At 42.1% G+C, this 15,995-nt stretch carries 14 protein-coding genes; 10 read left to right on the top strand and 4 right to left on the bottom strand.

The window, feature by feature from the left end; genetic code table 11:
- Positions 1 to 121: 121 nt before the first annotated feature.
- The 5 genes from NSQ91_RS20300 to NSQ91_RS20280 all read left to right on the top strand — a co-directional run bounded on the left by NSQ91_RS20300 (position 122) and on the right by NSQ91_RS20280 (position 7,933).
- Positions 122 to 1,243 (top strand): FtsW/RodA/SpoVE family cell cycle protein, encoded by a 1,122-nt coding sequence (locus NSQ91_RS20300; protein WP_076278706.1) that lies wholly within the window; start codon positions 122 to 124, stop codon positions 1,241 to 1,243.
- 30 nt (positions 1,244 to 1,273) lie between these two features.
- Positions 1,274 to 2,293, top strand: a complete 1,020-nt coding sequence (locus NSQ91_RS20295; protein ID WP_076304541.1) for an LCP family protein — start codon at positions 1,274 to 1,276, stop codon at positions 2,291 to 2,293.
- Between the two features lie 179 nt (positions 2,294 to 2,472).
- Positions 2,473 to 3,648, top strand: coding sequence for an MFS transporter (locus NSQ91_RS20290; RefSeq protein WP_076304542.1), 1,176 nt, complete (start codon positions 2,473 to 2,475; stop codon positions 3,646 to 3,648).
- A gap of 252 nt (positions 3,649 to 3,900) precedes the next feature.
- On the top strand, positions 3,901 to 7,071 hold the full coding sequence (locus tag NSQ91_RS20285) for a GNAT family N-acetyltransferase (RefSeq protein WP_076304543.1): 3,171 nt from the start codon (positions 3,901 to 3,903) through the stop codon (positions 7,069 to 7,071).
- Positions 7,058 to 7,933, top strand: coding sequence for an amidohydrolase family protein (locus NSQ91_RS20280; protein ID WP_076304544.1), 876 nt, complete (start codon positions 7,058 to 7,060; stop codon positions 7,931 to 7,933). Before NSQ91_RS20285 ends, NSQ91_RS20280 begins: the two co-directional genes overlap by 14 nt.
- Before the next feature lie 137 nt (positions 7,934 to 8,070).
- Here the strand turns inward: NSQ91_RS20280 and NSQ91_RS20275 are convergent, their stop codons facing one another.
- Positions 8,071 to 8,460, bottom strand: coding sequence for a hypothetical protein (locus NSQ91_RS20275; RefSeq protein WP_076304545.1), 390 nt, complete (start codon positions 8,458 to 8,460; stop codon positions 8,071 to 8,073).
- Positions 8,461 to 8,733: 273 nt separating this feature from the next.
- On the opposite strand from NSQ91_RS20275, the gene NSQ91_RS20270 reads away from it, so the two are divergent.
- Together NSQ91_RS20270 and NSQ91_RS20265 are read left to right on the top strand one after the other, a co-directional pair.
- A complete protein-coding gene (locus NSQ91_RS20270) occupies positions 8,734 to 9,123 on the top strand; it encodes a BlaI/MecI/CopY family transcriptional regulator (RefSeq protein ID WP_036688814.1) in 390 nt (129 codons plus the stop codon).
- The gene (locus NSQ91_RS20265) at positions 9,123 to 10,949 is read left to right on the top strand and encodes a M56 family metallopeptidase (RefSeq protein ID WP_076304546.1); all 1,827 of its coding nucleotides are present in this window, start codon (positions 9,123 to 9,125) and stop codon (positions 10,947 to 10,949) included. The genes NSQ91_RS20270 and NSQ91_RS20265 overlap by 1 nt, the downstream gene beginning before the upstream one ends.
- A 671-nt stretch (positions 10,950 to 11,620) precedes the next feature.
- On the opposite strand, the gene NSQ91_RS20260 is transcribed toward NSQ91_RS20265, so the two are convergent.
- Positions 11,621 to 12,247 (bottom strand): glycoside hydrolase domain-containing protein, encoded by a 627-nt coding sequence (locus NSQ91_RS20260; RefSeq protein WP_076190697.1) that lies wholly within the window; start codon positions 12,245 to 12,247, stop codon positions 11,621 to 11,623.
- Positions 12,248 to 12,502: 255 nt separating this feature from the next.
- Here NSQ91_RS20260 and NSQ91_RS20255 point away from each other — a divergent pair, with 255 nt between their 5' ends.
- The gene (locus NSQ91_RS20255) at positions 12,503 to 13,192 is read left to right on the top strand and encodes a copper amine oxidase N-terminal domain-containing protein (protein ID WP_076304547.1); all 690 of its coding nucleotides are present in this window, start codon (positions 12,503 to 12,505) and stop codon (positions 13,190 to 13,192) included.
- Positions 13,176 to 13,382 (top strand): hypothetical protein, encoded by a 207-nt coding sequence (locus NSQ91_RS20250; RefSeq protein ID WP_076190702.1) that lies wholly within the window; start codon positions 13,176 to 13,178, stop codon positions 13,380 to 13,382. Before NSQ91_RS20255 ends, NSQ91_RS20250 begins: the two co-directional genes overlap by 17 nt.
- A gap of 77 nt (positions 13,383 to 13,459) precedes the next feature.
- Here NSQ91_RS20250 and NSQ91_RS20245 read toward each other — a convergent pair whose 3' ends face one another.
- Positions 13,460 to 14,014, bottom strand: coding sequence for a helix-turn-helix domain-containing protein (locus NSQ91_RS20245; protein ID WP_076127257.1), 555 nt, complete (start codon positions 14,012 to 14,014; stop codon positions 13,460 to 13,462).
- 114 nt (positions 14,015 to 14,128) lie between these two features.
- Here NSQ91_RS20245 and NSQ91_RS20240 point away from each other — a divergent pair, with 114 nt between their 5' ends.
- Positions 14,129 to 14,710 (top strand): LysE family transporter, encoded by a 582-nt coding sequence (locus tag NSQ91_RS20240; protein ID WP_076304549.1) that lies wholly within the window; start codon positions 14,129 to 14,131, stop codon positions 14,708 to 14,710.
- 17 nt (positions 14,711 to 14,727) lie between these two features.
- On the opposite strand, the gene NSQ91_RS20235 is transcribed toward NSQ91_RS20240, so the two are convergent.
- On the bottom strand, positions 14,728 to 15,717 hold the full coding sequence (locus NSQ91_RS20235; RefSeq protein WP_076217871.1) for a ketoacyl-ACP synthase III: 990 nt from the start codon (positions 15,715 to 15,717) through the stop codon (positions 14,728 to 14,730).
- Positions 15,718 to 15,995: the final 278 nt, after the last annotated feature.

The following is a 15,995-nucleotide window of genomic DNA, read 5'->3' as shown; positions in this document are numbered from 1 at the left end:
CCGCAGCGCTTCATTGAGAAAAAAGAAGTAAAAGTGCTCAGCGGATTATTTATAATGCCCATTTTCATGTATATATCCCCTACACAACAAGAAAACTACAGAAATTAAATAGAGGTTGTAAATGCTTATCTCTACCAAAATTGCAAAGCTGGACAGATCCGTACTTTTTCTCACCACCTGCTTAGTTGGCATGGGTACTGTTGCTATTTATGAAGCGACTACGGATACGCGGTTAGACGGTCTTTACATAAGTTATTTGTATTTATTTGCTTTATTTTGCCTACCCATGTTATTCATTGCTTTGGTAGATTATAAGATTCTATTAGGCAGGTTAGCCTATCTCTTTTATGGCGTGGGCATAGGTTTACTAGTACTAGTCAAGCTGGTTGGAGAAAACCTCAATGGTGCCGTGCGTTGGTTAAGTATTGGGAGCTTTCAGCTTCAGCCTTCCGAGCTGGCTAAAATATGTACGGTGCTGCTCATTGCTCATCTATTAGGTACACGAGAGGGCCAGCGGCTGCGTTTTTTTCAAGATTTAGTGCCGGTTTGTTTTGTTTTTTTAATTCCTTTCATTTTAATAATGGATCAGCCCGATTTGGGTACAGCACTCGTATTTGCTGGCATATTACTTAGTATGCTGTGGATTGGTAACATCCGTGCTCTATATATGATTCTGATCCTTGGTGTTGTGATTATTTCGATCGGCACGATACTATGGCTGTATTATGCTAACTTCGACCTGTTATCCAAGATTGTCGAGCCCCATCAACTGTCACGAATCCAAGCTTTTTTGGACCCGCAGAGCGATCCAGATAAGTCTTGGCATGTAAAAAACGCAATGATAGCCATTGGCTCCGGGGGATTATCGGGCAGTGAAGGTATTTTTTTGCGAAAAGGATATATTCCATATGCGTATTCCGATTCGATCTATGTAGTCATCGGGGGAAAATACGGTTTTATAGGTTCATCCGTGCTGCTGATGCTTTATTTGCTGCTCGTGTACCGAATGATCTTTATTGCGCTGGATAGTAGGGACCGTGCGGGTACCTATATTGTCACCGGGTTTATCGCTATGTTCATCTTTCAAGTTTCCGTTAATCTTGGGATGCATATTGGGTTACTGCCCCTAACGGGGATTTCATTGCCTTTTATTAGTTATGGAGGCAGCTCGTTGCTAACTAATATGATAGCGATTGGCATAGTGCTAAGTGTTAAAGTTCATAAGGATGAAAGCGCTGATTGAATAAGCTATTGGAACTGAGTGGAGGAAATTATGTCTAACAAACGCAAGTGGACAACAACCCGTAAAATTCTGACGAGCATTGGTCTTGTCTTAGGCGCAACTATTATAGGGATTGGAGTATATGCAGGGTATTTATACAAAAAGACGGATGATGCGATACAGCGTATGGCAGCTCCAGTCACCATCCAACCCACTGCTGCTCCAGAGGAAAAAAAGGAGACGGTATCGGTTGAACCTATGATTTTTCTGCTTGCCGGGGTAGATAGCCGGGACGGTGGCGGTGGGGTAATGAATACTGATGTTCTGATGCTTGTTAGCTTCAATCCGGACACGAAGTCGACGAGTTTCTTATCTTTACCCAGGGATTTGTTGTTAAAACCTAAATCGTTACCTTCCCGTAAAGCCAATTATTATTATGCTTATCATTACATAAAAGACAAAACAGAGGCTATTCCGAATACAAAAGAGTTTTTCAGCAATTTGCTCGGTCTGCCGATTGATCACATGGTTGTGGTGAATTTTGATGTGTTGCAGGAGACCGTGGATTTGCTTGGCGGACTGACTATAGATGTCGATATGGATATGAAATATACCGATACGGCAGATGGTACACACATCGATTTAAAGAAAGGCTTGCAAAAGCTGGATGGCCAACAAGTTCTTGATTTTGTGCGGTACCGTAAATCGAATCAAGGAACGGCTGAATCCTCCGATTTCCAGCGCAATGATCGGCAGCAGCAAGTAATCAAGCAGATTCTGGATAAGCTAGGAAATTTCCAAGGCGTGTCCCAATGGGGAAATGTATTGGATATCATTGGTGAAAATGTGAAGACGGATATTCCTCAAGCAGATCTGCAGCAGTGGTTATTCAACTTTCCTAAACTTAAACCAGAGCATATTAATTCCTTACATGTGGAATCTCTTTGGAAGAGTCCGTATGTCTATGTGAATAAAGAGGATCTAAAACAAGCACTTACTACTCTGAGTACGGAAGCAGGCGTCAGCTTCGAAAGCTCATTACACTTGGAGAATGTTGGGACGGTGGATTAACATCTATAACCCTGCTCTTAAGAGCAGGGTTTTTTGTTTGTTTTACTATAAATCCCGCTAACCAGTAAAGTAATCCGCCAAGAGGTAGAGGCCTGACTTCCATGCATAGTACCATAAACACAGCGATTATGACGAATCGTATATTGTTTCTGGTTTACTTGAGAGGAGAAGGGGATTTTATGAAATACAGACGGGGTATTATGTTTCTAATCGTACTTACAGGAATGATCTCAATAGCTGCTTTTAATCCGATTATTGGTCCGCTTGCGCGAAATTTGGGGCTGAGTGATATTCAATCAGGATGTTTAGTATCGGTGGCGGGGTTATGTTGGCTGCTCGGAGGATATTTCTGGGAAAAACAAACGTTTATGAGCCGAAAGTGGCTGCTTGCTTCGATTATGTTCGTCTATATGGCCACACTCATCATTTTTGCACTATTGGCTGATTATGCAGTAAATGCACAGAGTAAAGAGAGTCTGTTTTGGAGTTTCTTTTTACTTCGCGCAATCGCTGGCTTTTTCTTTGGAGGAATTCCGGCATTAGCACAAGCTTATGTTATGGGCTGGAGTACAAAAGAAACCCGTACACAAGGAATGGCATTATTCGGAGCGGCCAACGGTCTTGGTTTCGTAGTAGGACCCGCAATGAGTGGAGGAATGGCTTCACTGGGCCTGACCTCACCAATGTACGCGGCAGCTATTTTATTGTTCACCTTGGCTATATTGTTTCTGGTGTTTATTCCTAAAGAAAAGAATATTGAGATTCAGCGGCAGGCGATTTCACTTTCCCCCAATGATCGACGGATACGCCTCTATTTATGGATTGGACTTTTGCTTTCGTTTGCTCTGAATATCGTGCAGGTTACTATCGGATTTTTTGTGCAGGATAGCTTGGGTTACAGTACTCAGCAAGCCACTCAGTTAATTGGAATGGGGCTGGCGATCTCGGGAATAATGGTAGTGCTCTCGCAAATTGTAATCAGTAAGTATCTCAAATGGCATCCTAAAAAAGTGCTGCTCGTAGGACTCTTATTTGTTGCCTTAGGCTTGCTGGGATTGTTATTGTTCATCAGATTTGCGTATGTAGACTTTACATTCTTGGGTATTGGCATCGGCTTTACACTGCTCGGCTACAGTGCGGGTGCTTCAATGGCGGTTCAAGACCATGAGCAAAGAAGCGTTGCTTCCTTTATTGCGGCCCTGCAAGGTGGCGGGTCATTCATAGGGCCAGTTATAGGTACGGCCTTATACACCGTTAATGTGGCGCTTCCTTATTCTATCTGCGTACTGTTGATATGTATTGTAGGTCTCGCTAATATGAAGAAAAGAGCGGCGGATCGTGTGGAGAGTTGTTAAAGAAGAAAGGCTGCTCCTAATAGCAGCTTCAGGCTGTCGAGGGTGACTCGACAGCTTTTTTTGTAGCTTTCTGCTGGCAGTGAGTTTATGTAGAAAATAAGGAGAAAGAGTTTTTTACCTCGTATTGAGCTTCCAGTTAATAGTATAATAAGAACTCGTAGGAGTTATTTCAATATGTTGTAGAGAGGTTATCCAGAATAACTGTATACGAATACATACTCATATTTTTTTGAGGAATAAGGAGATGAAGACATGACTGTAAAAACTACAGCGGAACAAATCCGCATTATCGAATACGATTCTTCTTATGCTGGGGCGGTCGCAGAAATGTGGAACCGCAGCAACGAAAGCTGGGGCGGAGGCACCAATCAAAGAACTGAGGACAGTGTGCGCCGTGAGATGGAGATCTCGTCCAATCTTAATGCCTTTCTTGCCGTTGATGGCAAAGAGGTAGTCGGCTTCTGCAGCTTCGCCCACTACCGTCAAGATGAAGGGGCTTTGTATGTCCCGCTATTGAATGTACGTCCCGATTATCACGGATACAAGGTTGGCCGCAATCTGATTCTGAACGCTGTTCGCCAAACAATAGAAGCGGGCTGGCCACGTCTTGATCTGTTCACTTGGGCAGGTAATACGAAAGCCGTACCAATGTATAAGAAATGCGGATTTTTTTGGGAGAAAAATGAAGATTACGTCCATCTGATGAACTTCATTCCAACAGTACTGCAAACGGAAGCACTTGCTCCTTATTTTGAAGAACTGGATTGGTATGCAGACAGTACCCGTGAACTTCCCATTCAGCCAGATGGCCGCCAGGAGCGTGGCTTTGATTTCTTTGATTACACTTGGCAAAAGGGAGAACTCTCCTTGAGGGCGGAATTCGAGAAGACTGGCCGCGGTCTGACCGCTCTTGATACACCAGACTATGAAATCTCTACAGAGATAGATGATCATGATCTAGTGTTTGGTTCGACCTACAAGATCCGCTATCGCATCAAGAATCGTTCGACGTCTGAGCTGGCCATTGAGATCGAAGGCCAGAACGATAAAAATATCCGGTTTGCTCTATCTGCTGCGCGAACATTAGCACCAGGTGAAACGGTTATCGTGGAAGGTGATTTTGAGCTTGATTCGGTTCGGGAAGAGCAAAATGATAAGAAGACACACCCTGTTGTTTTTAGCAAGTGGATCATCGGTGGCAAGCGTGCTGAATTCCGCATTGGCGTTGCTCCTAAATTCCCACTCAAAATGAAGATAGCGCTGCCACACCGGGAACTGTATCTGGGTCTTCCTTCGGAACTGTACCTTAATGTGGAGAATAATTTTGCTGCAGAAGCAGAATTTTCTTTTGATTTGCCCGAAGACGAATTCCTGATGTGGGCGGATCGTACAGTAAGCTTTACTGTTCCAGCTAAGAGTAAGGCTTCTATTCAAGTACCCTTTACCCTAAATTCATACGGTCTTTATTCACAGGCTATTGAGGTAACGGCCGTTCCGGTTGGAGAGAAGGCAGTCACCTTTATCAGCAAGCTATCCGTTCTAATGAAGGGAACGCATGGCCGCTTTGGTGGGGAAAACGGGGATCAGTGGGTGGCGGTGAATGGCGCCTACTCTATTCATCTTAATAATACCGACAATGGAATGTGGATTGAATATCCCGGCTCGAGCCATAATTTCTGGTTGACCCATCCGAAGTTAGGCAAGCCATTCGCAGAAGAATTCTCTAAGAAACAGGCCAAAGAAGTAAAGATCTATTCTGAAGGGGAGAGTCAGGTTCTCGAAGCTCTTTACGAGTCGGAAGAATTTCCGGGTCTTGAGATAAAAAGAGTGGCTAAGCTATTTGCCAACGGAATCGCTGAGTTTTATAGTGAGGTCTGCAATACCAATAGTGATATCCTGGAAGAAGACATGTATCTGTTGACGAATTTCGGCTTTTTCGGTAAACAGCTCATCTTGCCATATCAGGGCCAATACGTGGACATGGGCGATGCTTACTCAGGCGATCCAAGTCTTTGGGACAGTGCACAAATTACGGAGAACTGGTTGTTCTGCAAGGAAGAGAACGTCACATGCGGAATCTGCTGGGATCCTTCGCTAAAATTGCTTCGTCCGGAATACCCGCTTGGGCTGGAGCATAATCTTGGCCGAATCTCCGCTGGAGATGTCGTACGGACAAAAACTATGGTGTTTGCTCTTAACACCTTCCTTAAGTGGTCGGAATTCCGCGCCTTTGCCCTAAAACAGCAGAATTCGGTCATACCGGTGTTGGATGACCATCTTGAGCTAACGCTCGGCGGTGGAAATCCTTTTGCGGCAGGGGCACTTCATGCCGAGCTAATCGAACGAAAGATGACACCGCTTGATGGAAGCCTTGAATTGTATGTACAGGCTGATGGAGAAGAGGAGCGAAGTGTCGCTGAGATGGAGTTGCAAAGAGGACAAAATTTGCACTCCGCTGGTTTTGAACTCTCTACTGAGGATACAGAATCACGAGAACACAACGAATCTGGCCGTAAGGTCCGGGTCGTCTATCGTGGTGAGGATCGCATTCAAGAGCGAACAGGCCTCTGGTTTCCACAAACGGAAACAAGCGTTGTTTGTGGGATAGAAGAAGGACCTGAGGGTCCCATTTACACAGTGAGCAACGGAGTTCTATCTATTGCAGCTGCTCCTGATTTCGGCAGCGTTGTGCATTCCTTGAAGCACCAAGGAGAAGAGTGGCTGGACAGCACCTTTCCGAAAGCTGAACCACGTTCCTGGTGGAATCCTTGGCATGGTGGACTCGGTGTGGGTATTTCTGGCATAGGCGGATTTAGCCGGTTGCAGGAGCCAAGAAGCGCAGCTTGGACGGAGCAGATGGATGATCACGGTAACGTCTGGAAGGGATTGAGACTGACCACTTCGATGGAGAAGCAGGAAGCAAACCGGGAGATCACGATCAATCAGCATTACCTCATGTTGCCCGGAGTTCCTGTGCTCTGTGTGTTGATTTCAGTAACCAATGAAAGTGGAATGACGCTGCCGCATTATTCGCTATCCGAGGATAGTTACTTTAAGCCTTCACCAATCTATTCGGAAGGCTGGATGGAGCTCCCAGAGGAAGGCAACTTCCCTATCGGGAAGGTCGAAGCCCATCTGGAATCCAAGGGGCTTATCCGAATCGGTGCAACTTCGCGTAAAGACATGCTGCATGTGGTGCATAGTTATCCTAATCAGAGAGCTATGTCTTACGTGAACAATAAGGTATTCACATATGGTGTGAATCACCATCTATTACTTCTGAACGGAGAAACCGCTTGGACACAGCCGACCTTCATGATCATGGGAGAGCTCGCTCTGGATCCAGAGGCAGTTCGTAATCTTATGAAGGTGACCTTTGCTAGTGCTTCTGACAAAAAGGAGACTATAAATGCCAATCATTGATATTCACATTCATCTGTCGGACATCGATAGCTTTCATCAGACAGCACTGGACCTCTCCAAAGTTGATTACACAGCTGCTGGGCTCAAAGCGGAGTTTGACAAGAACGACGTTGTTCTCGGCATTGGTATGGGGGTCACGGAGCAGACGAAGGGAGCCTTCCCTGACTCTGCCTCTCCCAATCCGATGGGACTCGACTTGGAAGCCAGTGTGCCGCCATTCTTAATGGAATGCGTGGGCATTAATCCGAATATGCTCGGAGGAAAGGATGCTTTGGATGAGCTGGACCGAATTGAGGCACGGCTGCAAGCTCCTGAGGTAGCTGGTATTAAGCTCTATGCCGGGTACTATCATCATTACGTTTATGACAAAATCTACTCGCCGATCTATGAGCTGGCCGCCAAGTACGGCACACCTGTGGTTATTCATACCGGTGATACGTATTCGATGAATGGATTGCTTAAGTATGCGCATCCGCTTACCGTGGACGAACTGGCGTTCCAACGGCGCGACGTGAACTTTATGATCTGCCATCTAGGCGATCCATGGGTGATGGATGCTGCCGAAGTGGTCGCCAAGAATCCGAACGTCTATGCCGATTTGTCCGGTCTCGTTGTTGGTGATCGGCCTCATTTTGAGCGGTTCATGAATGAAACCCTGTTTATGGATCATTTTCGCCGGGCGTTGGTGTACTCTGATCACTATGAAAAAATGTTGTTCGGTACCGATTGGCCACTCGCGCCTATTGACCTGTATGCGGAGTTCGTCCGCCGGCTTGTGCCTGAGCAGCACCACGAGAAAGTATTTTATGAGAATGCCTTTGCATTATTCCCACGCATCCAGCAGAGAATTGCAGCGCTCTGAGCGGAGCGGGACAGTATATCTGAAGCGCAGGAAAATAATATAATTACGAACAAGCCATCCTTAGTTAGTACTAAAGGATGGCTTGTTTTTACATTTGTATGATAACCATGCCTATTTTTAGATTGAGTTTCCAAATTTTAATCTTCCTTTTTTTTACTTAACAGATCAGCTAGCTCAACCGAATTCTTATTTCTTAAATCCAGCATCTTTTCGCTATTGCTAGCTTTAATCAGGAAACCATCTTTCGTTTTAAAATCCATATAAAGGCTGAATCCGACCACCTTTGAATTAGCGTAGGTAACGGTCATTCGATAAGTCGGTTCACCCACATCAACAGACCCGCGTACTTTTTTTACAGTTCTTATAGCATCTTCGAAGATTTGAAGGCTTTCACGGTCAGTATAAGTAATTTCTGTTGTTTCGGATGCAAGATTGACACTTACGATCTTTTGCGTGGGTCTGACTAATACAAATAATAAAATTAGTAAAATTATCAGTGAAAATGATAGAATACTAAATTTTTTCATAACCTACCTCCTTACTTAAGAATAATGCAGACCAATCACTTAGTTTCCAAAATAGTTATAAATTTCAGCTGAGTGTGCGTTGGTTATCATTGTTGGAATCTTATAAAAATTCCTAGGGTTCTATTTATTATTTGCTACTGGACTTGTGAAACCTTTATTAAAATAATAAACGTCTAAGAATGTATACATATTTTAGAAATAATGTGCTTGCTTTTTAATTACACGTTTGTATAATGAATGTATTACACAAATGTATAACAAGGAGAAATATGGATGAATAACAAAATCAAACGCTTGCCAGATGCTGAACTGGAAATTATGCTGGTGATTTGGCGAGCCGAGAGTTGGGTTAGCTCCTCTTATATTTTGAATCAACTGGGGGATAAACGTAAGTGGGCGCTTGCAACTTTGATGACAGTGCTGTCACGGCTGGTTGAAAAGGGCTTTCTATCTTGCGAAAAAGAAGGGCGGAGCAACCGTTATCTCGCTGCAATTTCTGAGACAGATTATAAAGAGAGCGAAGGGAAGTCTACGCTTGAAAAGCTGTTTGGCAACTCTGTGCAGGATATGGTGATGTCCTTATACAACGGGAAGGCGATTGATAAAAGCGATCTTGCTGAGTTGCGGGAAATGCTCGATAGAGTAGATAAGGAGGAATCCTGATGATAACAGGTCTTTTTACAGATTTTCTGGTTATTTCTGTGACCCTTAGTTTAGTTATTATCGGCTTAATCACATTAACTCCCTTGTTAAGAAAACATTATTCGGCTAAGTTGAGCTATTGGATATGGTTGATCCTAACCCTGCGATTATTGTTGCCATTCAACTTTTCGTTTACCAATCCTCCTGTGGCGATTCACCTACCCGAAGGTCAGGCCATAGCAACTGTCTTTCAAAGCTCAGTGTCCCAGAATTTGCAGGCGGATACGCCAGTAATCTCTCAGCCGGTCCAGACAGGGGATGTAAGCCATATCCCTTCTATAATTAATATTTTTGCTTACATCTGGGTTACTGGAGCTGTGCTTTTTTTAGGGTATCATTTGCTGAGTTATTTCTTTTTCAGAAAACAGGTATTACGTTGGAGCAGCCCTCTTCAGAGAGAGGATATGTTCGCCAAGCTCAAACAAGTCGCTAAAGAAATGCATGTAACACCCGCGATTCCGGTTCTGATAAGCAGTAAAGTTCCGAATCCGATGCTAATGGGTTTTTACAAGCCAACACTATTCTTGCCGCATGATCAATATAGTGACGAAGAGCTGGAGTTTATCTTAAAACATGAGCTGGTCCATTACAAAAGGCATGACATCATATATAAGCTACTGCTACTGATTGTGCAGGCACTGCATTGGTTTAATCCATTGGTCTGGTTCATGGCACGCGAAGCTGTCCGCGAAATTGAAATTTATTGTGATGACACCGTTGTACGTAAGCAAAATGCGGCATATCGAAAGAAATACTGCGAAGCCATTTTATCGGTTATGCAAAGTAATGCTACACGGCATGTAGCTTTATCAACGAATTTTGCAGGAGGAAAACACTCGATGAAGCAGCGATTTGGCAGTATTTTAAATATGAAAGAAAAACGAAATGGAGTAGGCGCATTTCTTGCGGTCTTAATGGTGGTTAGTGTAACAGCAGTGCTAGCAGCCTGTACCAACCTAACCGGCCAATCTACAGATACCGCGCTCAAACCAGGTACTATCTATTCCTACAGCTCTAGTGGCGAACAAGTGGTTGTGCATGACGCTGGGAATGCGTATTCCATGGACGAGGATGGTAATGTCTCTGTCTCCTATCGGAAAGGGGAGATCCAAGCGCAAACGCCTTTAAAACTTGATACGACTGGAACAGAAATGGGGATGGGGAGAGCGGATACCGGATTTTATATCTCCGAGGACAAAACTGCAATTGTATATGGATTTGCGGATGGTAAAGAATCCCCTCTACATGTATTAATCAGTGATGACATGGGGAAATCGTGGAATAACTACAACATTGCAGGTGCCAAGGGTTATGACGCCAAGTTCATCGGGTTTACCGACAAACAAAATGGATGGATCGTCTCCGGAGGTTCTGCAGGCGTGGGACGCTCATTAAATTATGTATACCAGACCTCTGACGGCGGGAAGACATGGACGGAGCTTGGAAATCCTAACGATTTATACGCGGAAAGTTTAGCCGGGGCAGGGTTTTCTAACAAGGATATCGGATTCTTAGGGTTCAGATATTATGAAGATAATGGGCCAGTTATTTATTGGACCAAAGATAAGGGACAGTCATGGGAAAAACTCGTGGTATCCCTTCCGGAAACCTTTAATGAATATCAAAAAACGCCGCTTTCACCTATTTTTAATGGAAAAGAAGGATTGTATCCTATTCTGCTCAGCAAAGAGGGCAACACTGTAGGTACCATCTATCTGTCGAGTAAGGACAACGGCCTGAAGTGGACGTATGATCCAGCATATGATCAAATAGGCGATTCTAAATAGGAGCAAGTGGAGCAGGGGGTGATCTACAAAGATCTCGCCCCTTTTTTATATGGAGAGCGGACGAATTTAATATGTAGCGGCTTTTAATTGTATTTTGTACAGCTATTTTCGCTCGAAAAACTCGCTCATGAAGATAGTTGTATTTTGTACACCTATTTTTTAGTTTTTTGCCGCTAAATTTGATAACTGTGATTTTTAATTGTATAGAATACAGTTAAAGTGAGAAGTTAGCCTTTTACAGACGAAATAAGTGTATAAAGTGCAGTTATCTCATAGGTTGCATAAAGTTACAGCGATAAAATATACGGGGAGAGGATAGCGGAAGCAAGCTGCTGTCAGTGAAGAAACCAAGCTGCTATCAGTGAGGAAAGCGAGTTGCTGTCAGTGTGGAATGGATGCTCGATCGTAATTCGGCTGGGAATTGGAAAATTCTGCGTATTTTTCTCCGAGGGTTGCCCAAAGAAGACATTAAAATCGGATAGCTACGATTTATGATTATCTGCTTAAACAAACCGCTACAAACCAAAAACACCAGGCAGAGCTTCTCCATTAATCGGATAATCCATGCCTGGTTGTCTTTTTACTATTTTTATAATAACGAGATTTTATTTAAATCTATCATCATCTGCTTTTGTATAACGCCGCCTCGTCACCGATAAAAGTCGAATAAATTACTTTTTCCAGCCTCCACCGCTATGTGAGGAGGACTCTACATAGTCTACGTTGATTTTGCCAGTGCTTGTTCCTACCTCAGTGTTGAAATTATATTGTCGCAGGTTCCAATCCTCGAAGGTTCCCTGCCAGTCATTATCTACGATGAAGGTGTAACGTGTTGTGGCGGAATTAGTGCCTCGAATATGAGAGCAGACTGCTCGTGATCCGTAGATACCCATTTTATAACCTTTGGAATTTTTAGTACTGCTGTCTAGCACTGATTTTATGCCTTGAAAATAAGGTACTATATTGTTTGTGATTTCGGTAGAGGTCATATCGCGGTCTATCGCAAAATAAATCGGAGTGCTGCTGGTTTGTCCCAAATCACTTGCTAATCCTACAGCCGTTTCAGCATCTTTAACCCCATTGGCTTTCGTAAAATGATCGAGCGATTTGCTGATTTGATAAAGGGATATGATATATAATCCCCCATCTGAAATCCGTGTAATCTCAGCTGAGGTGAGACCATCCTGGTATCCTTCGACGCGATTCAAATATCGGCAAACGAATGTGAATTTATTATTTTTAAGTGTAGTTAATCTTGCTGCTGTTACATTTGTAGCTGTATCACAACCTAAAGCCATTGTAATTGCCTTCTTTCAATTTTTTTGTTTAAGGTTTGGCGCCAACCTCCCTATCAATTTATGAGAAAACTTTCACAGATTCTTGGGGGAACAACGAAATGAGAGAAAAAGAGGCAGATGAGAGGATGAATAGAAGGAGAGACTTTGATCTTATAATTTACTATTATTGTTAACTTCTAGGAACCTTTGGAATTAAACTGCGTCTATACCCTATGAAGAATTTATGATGTTTTTAACATGGAGGTTGATCAAGATATGGATAAAAGATGGTTGCTAGCTCCAATACTTGTTGCATCATTGCTTGCTGCTCCAGTTGCGAATGCGGCATTGCCCGCTTACTTCACTTTCATTATGGATGGAGGCGGGAAAGGTACGAGCGCTGCACTAGTAAAGGATGGGATTACTTATGTTTCAGCCAGTCACTGGGAAGCGGCAGGACTTAAGGTTGTATGGGATAAATCGCATCAAAGAGCGGAGTTTACTGGATGGGGAAAAAAGATAGCCGTTCGTATTGGAAGTAAACAGGGGGCCCTTGATGGTAAATTGGTAAGTGTAGAAGGTGTTCCTTTTGAAATTAATGGTCAACTCTATGTACCTGCCCGTTTTCTTGTAAATTCATTAGGAGGAACAACGGTCAGCTGGGATGCGACGAAGAGGATATATACAGCAACTGGGCTATTGAACTATGCTAGTGCCAGCGCACAATTTGCTGGATCTACTTATACAGTGGATAAAAAAACAGGGGGTTTATATCTAACAGATTCCGCAGGACAAACTCGTTTGCTAACGAACCTTGGTTCGCAGTTATTCGATGCTGTTCAGTTCGATTTTCAGAAGACGCCGAAAGGCCTAATCTATCTGACCGTAACAGATGTTTACGGAGAACCAAGATTTTCTGCTGATTCGGTCCAATCAGCAAGGTTTCCTCATGATGATAGATCGTAAAACAGGTGCCAAAACATTGTTGTACAAGGCACTTCTTGACGTAGAGCAGCAAAAATATGCCGAAACAAACGACCTTCCTTTTTTTGGAGACAATCTGAAATTCCTGAAAAGAGAAGGGGATGCCCTGCTTTTTAATAATGAATATGCAAAAGACGGTAAGGTTTATAAGTTAATGCTGGACGGTTCATAATGGGGAGGCTGAGTGTTATCTCCGCAGGTTATCATAGTAAGATTTGATCCCAAGGTTTAAGAACCTTGGTTTTTTTGCTAACTAGAATAATATAAGATCATGCTTAAACGGGTCAATGATTGTCCTGGATTATAATATACATGGGGTTTGTCTGCGTTAAACGTGATAGAATCACCAGATTTTAATAGATATTCATTATCATTGACACGCAAAGACAATTCACCATCAAATACAGTGATTAATTCTTCAGTTCCTTCCATATGTGGATTGGCATCAAGGTATCCACCTTTGTCTATCTCAACTGTATAACCCTCAAATCGTTTGCTTTCATCAAATGGGAAAGATGGGTACACCCGATATTTTCCGTTGTCTTCAAGCAGTGGTTGAATTTCATTTCTTAATACGACTCTTGTGTCAGGCTTTGGGTAATCTATCAGCGCAGAAAATGAAGTTTTTAATCCATTGGCGATCTTCCAAATGGTTGTAATGGTAGGTGCCGATTCGCCTCTTTCGATTTGACCAATCATTGTTTTGCTTACTCCTGTTAATTCAGCCACCTTTTCCAGGCTTAAATCTTTACTTCTTCTAATCTTTTTTATATTCTCCGCAATGATTTGATTTATCTCTTCCACGGTAATTCTCCTATCCCTATTTACTTTATAACGACCAGGATATACAATAAAACGCACATAAGGACGTTATAGCGTCTGATAAATACATTATAACATACAACGAGGTGGAATTCAGTGATTGTTTCTTTGTTTTTATATGCATTTGTGGCTAGCTTTACTCCGGGACCCAATAACATTATGGCAATGACTTTTGCAAACCAGTTTGGTTTACGAAAAACAATGAGATTTTGTTTAGGAGTGGGCACAGGTTTTTTCGTGATTATATTGCTATGTTGCTATTTTAATATACTTCTTATCAATTTTATCCCTAAGATTGAATCTATTATGGCTGTGATAGGCGGAGTCTACATGTTTTATTTAGCATTTAAAATTATTACAAGTAAACATCAAGAAAGTGATGGAAGTGGCGATAAACACAACAGTTTTATTGCGGGTATGCTTTTACAATTTATTAATCCTAAAGGGATATTATATGGAATCACAGTTACATCTACATTTATTCTTACCTCTCATTCTTCCTATTTTAGCTTATTGAGTTACTCTATAGTCTTAGCATTCATCGGGTTTATGGGCACTTTTAGTTGGTGTTTATGTGGTTCTCTTTTCAAAAAAATGATATCTAAATATAGAAGTCAATTTAATATACTGATGGGATTGTTGTTAGTGTATTGTGGAGTTTCGATAGTGATAGGATGAATGAATGGAGCCTCATGTCAATAACGCCATAACATTGAACCGGCTTGATAACCTGACCCCAATGTCCAAAATAATAAGTTGTCGCCACGTTTGATCAAACCATGTTCAATAGCACAATATAAGGCCAGAAAGGGACTGCTTGTGCCTGTATAGCCATATTCGTCGGCTACATAAATAATTTTATGTTGATCCAGGTTCAGCTTAGCTTGAAGTAATTTAATATTAGCCAATGTAAATTGTGAAAAACAAAAAACTTGTATATCCTCGAATGTTAGGTGATGTTTGTTTAATAATTCAACAATAGATGCTTCCGCAAATCGTACACTGTCTATTCCGCTGAATCTCCCCCAGTGTAAGTAGCGGTGTTCAGCCCCATCACGCAAAGACTTAGCCAATCCTTGAGCGGGGTACACAATTTCTTCTGTAAAACGGCTGTCCGAAAGATACCTTACGTCAATTAATCCACTCTCTGAATGATCTTTTTCTAAAATGAGGGCTACGGCGGCATCGCCAAAAATTGAATATGTTATTGGATGTGAAGGATCAGCCCATAAATTTAAAAAATCCGAACCGATAACCAACGCTCTATCTCTATCAGGATCATCGTATAAAGTACGAGCAGCCTGTTCAACCGCAATAAACATTCCTATACAATTACCATTCAAGTCATAGCAAAGCGTATCATCTTTACCTTTGATAGCTTTGTGAATAAGCAATGAATTCGTAGGTGATAAATATTCCGGAGTTGAGCTGGAAAAAAGAATCAGGTCTATATCTGCAGAATTCAATGATGCAGCATCAATTGCCTGTTGAGCGGCATTAATCGCCATCGTCAACGAGTTCTCCTTCGTTCCTTCAATAACATGGCGGTTTTTTCTGCCTGTCTTTTTAAGAATCCGCTTAATATCTATACCTTGCTTTTGAAAATGGTCAATAAAATATTGGTTGTTAATCACTCTTTCAGGACAATAAATGGAGACTTGTTTTATCGAGATACCTTCTAACATAGCATGATCACTCCTTGTAATAATTTTGCAATCACATTACATTAAGTAATCTAAAAGTATCTATTTACCTAACAAAGCCTGCTTATTTCTATAAGCTTGTTTGTCCAAATCTTATTTGATGTTATACTTTATGATCTTAATAAAGCATAACATTAATTAGTAAAAAATTCTATAATTTACTATAAATGTAACTATATCGACGCATCTAAAATATCCACTAAGATTAAGTCCACAGCAACCATGTTGCGAGTGGACTTTTTTGCTTTTTATATTTTTGA

This window comes from Paenibacillus sp. FSL R7-0048, assembly GCF_038004505.1.
In the GTDB taxonomy this organism is placed as follows: Bacteria; Bacillota; Bacilli; order Paenibacillales; family Paenibacillaceae; genus Paenibacillus_AQ; species Paenibacillus_AQ odorifer.
This window is presented reverse-complemented; position numbering and strand designations above follow the sequence as displayed.

Bases quoted from the DNA above. Each gene is read 5' to 3' on its own strand.
- NSQ91_RS20300 (WP_076278706.1), top strand. From the start codon at position 122: ATGCTTATCTCTACCAAAATTGCAAAGCTGGACAGATCCGTACTTTTT.
- NSQ91_RS20295 (WP_076304541.1), top strand. From the start codon at position 1,274: ATGTCTAACAAACGCAAGTGGACAACAACCCGTAAAATTCTGACGAGC.
- NSQ91_RS20290 (WP_076304542.1), top strand. From the start codon at position 2,473: ATGAAATACAGACGGGGTATTATGTTTCTAATCGTACTTACAGGAATG.
- NSQ91_RS20285 (WP_076304543.1), top strand. From the start codon at position 3,901: ATGACTGTAAAAACTACAGCGGAACAAATCCGCATTATCGAATACGAT.
- NSQ91_RS20280 (WP_076304544.1), top strand. From the start codon at position 7,058: ATGCCAATCATTGATATTCACATTCATCTGTCGGACATCGATAGCTTT.
- NSQ91_RS20275 (WP_076304545.1), bottom strand. From the start codon at position 8,460: ATGAAAAAATTTAGTATTCTATCATTTTCACTGATAATTTTACTAATT.
- NSQ91_RS20270 (WP_036688814.1), top strand. From the start codon at position 8,734: ATGAATAACAAAATCAAACGCTTGCCAGATGCTGAACTGGAAATTATG.
- NSQ91_RS20265 (WP_076304546.1), top strand. From the start codon at position 9,123: ATGATAACAGGTCTTTTTACAGATTTTCTGGTTATTTCTGTGACCCTT.
- NSQ91_RS20260 (WP_076190697.1), bottom strand. From the start codon at position 12,247: ATGGCTTTAGGTTGTGATACAGCTACAAATGTAACAGCAGCAAGATTA.
- NSQ91_RS20255 (WP_076304547.1), top strand. From the start codon at position 12,503: ATGGATAAAAGATGGTTGCTAGCTCCAATACTTGTTGCATCATTGCTT.
- NSQ91_RS20250 (WP_076190702.1), top strand. From the start codon at position 13,176: ATGATGATAGATCGTAAAACAGGTGCCAAAACATTGTTGTACAAGGCA.
- NSQ91_RS20235 (WP_076217871.1), bottom strand. From the start codon at position 15,717: ATGTTAGAAGGTATCTCGATAAAACAAGTCTCCATTTATTGTCCTGAA.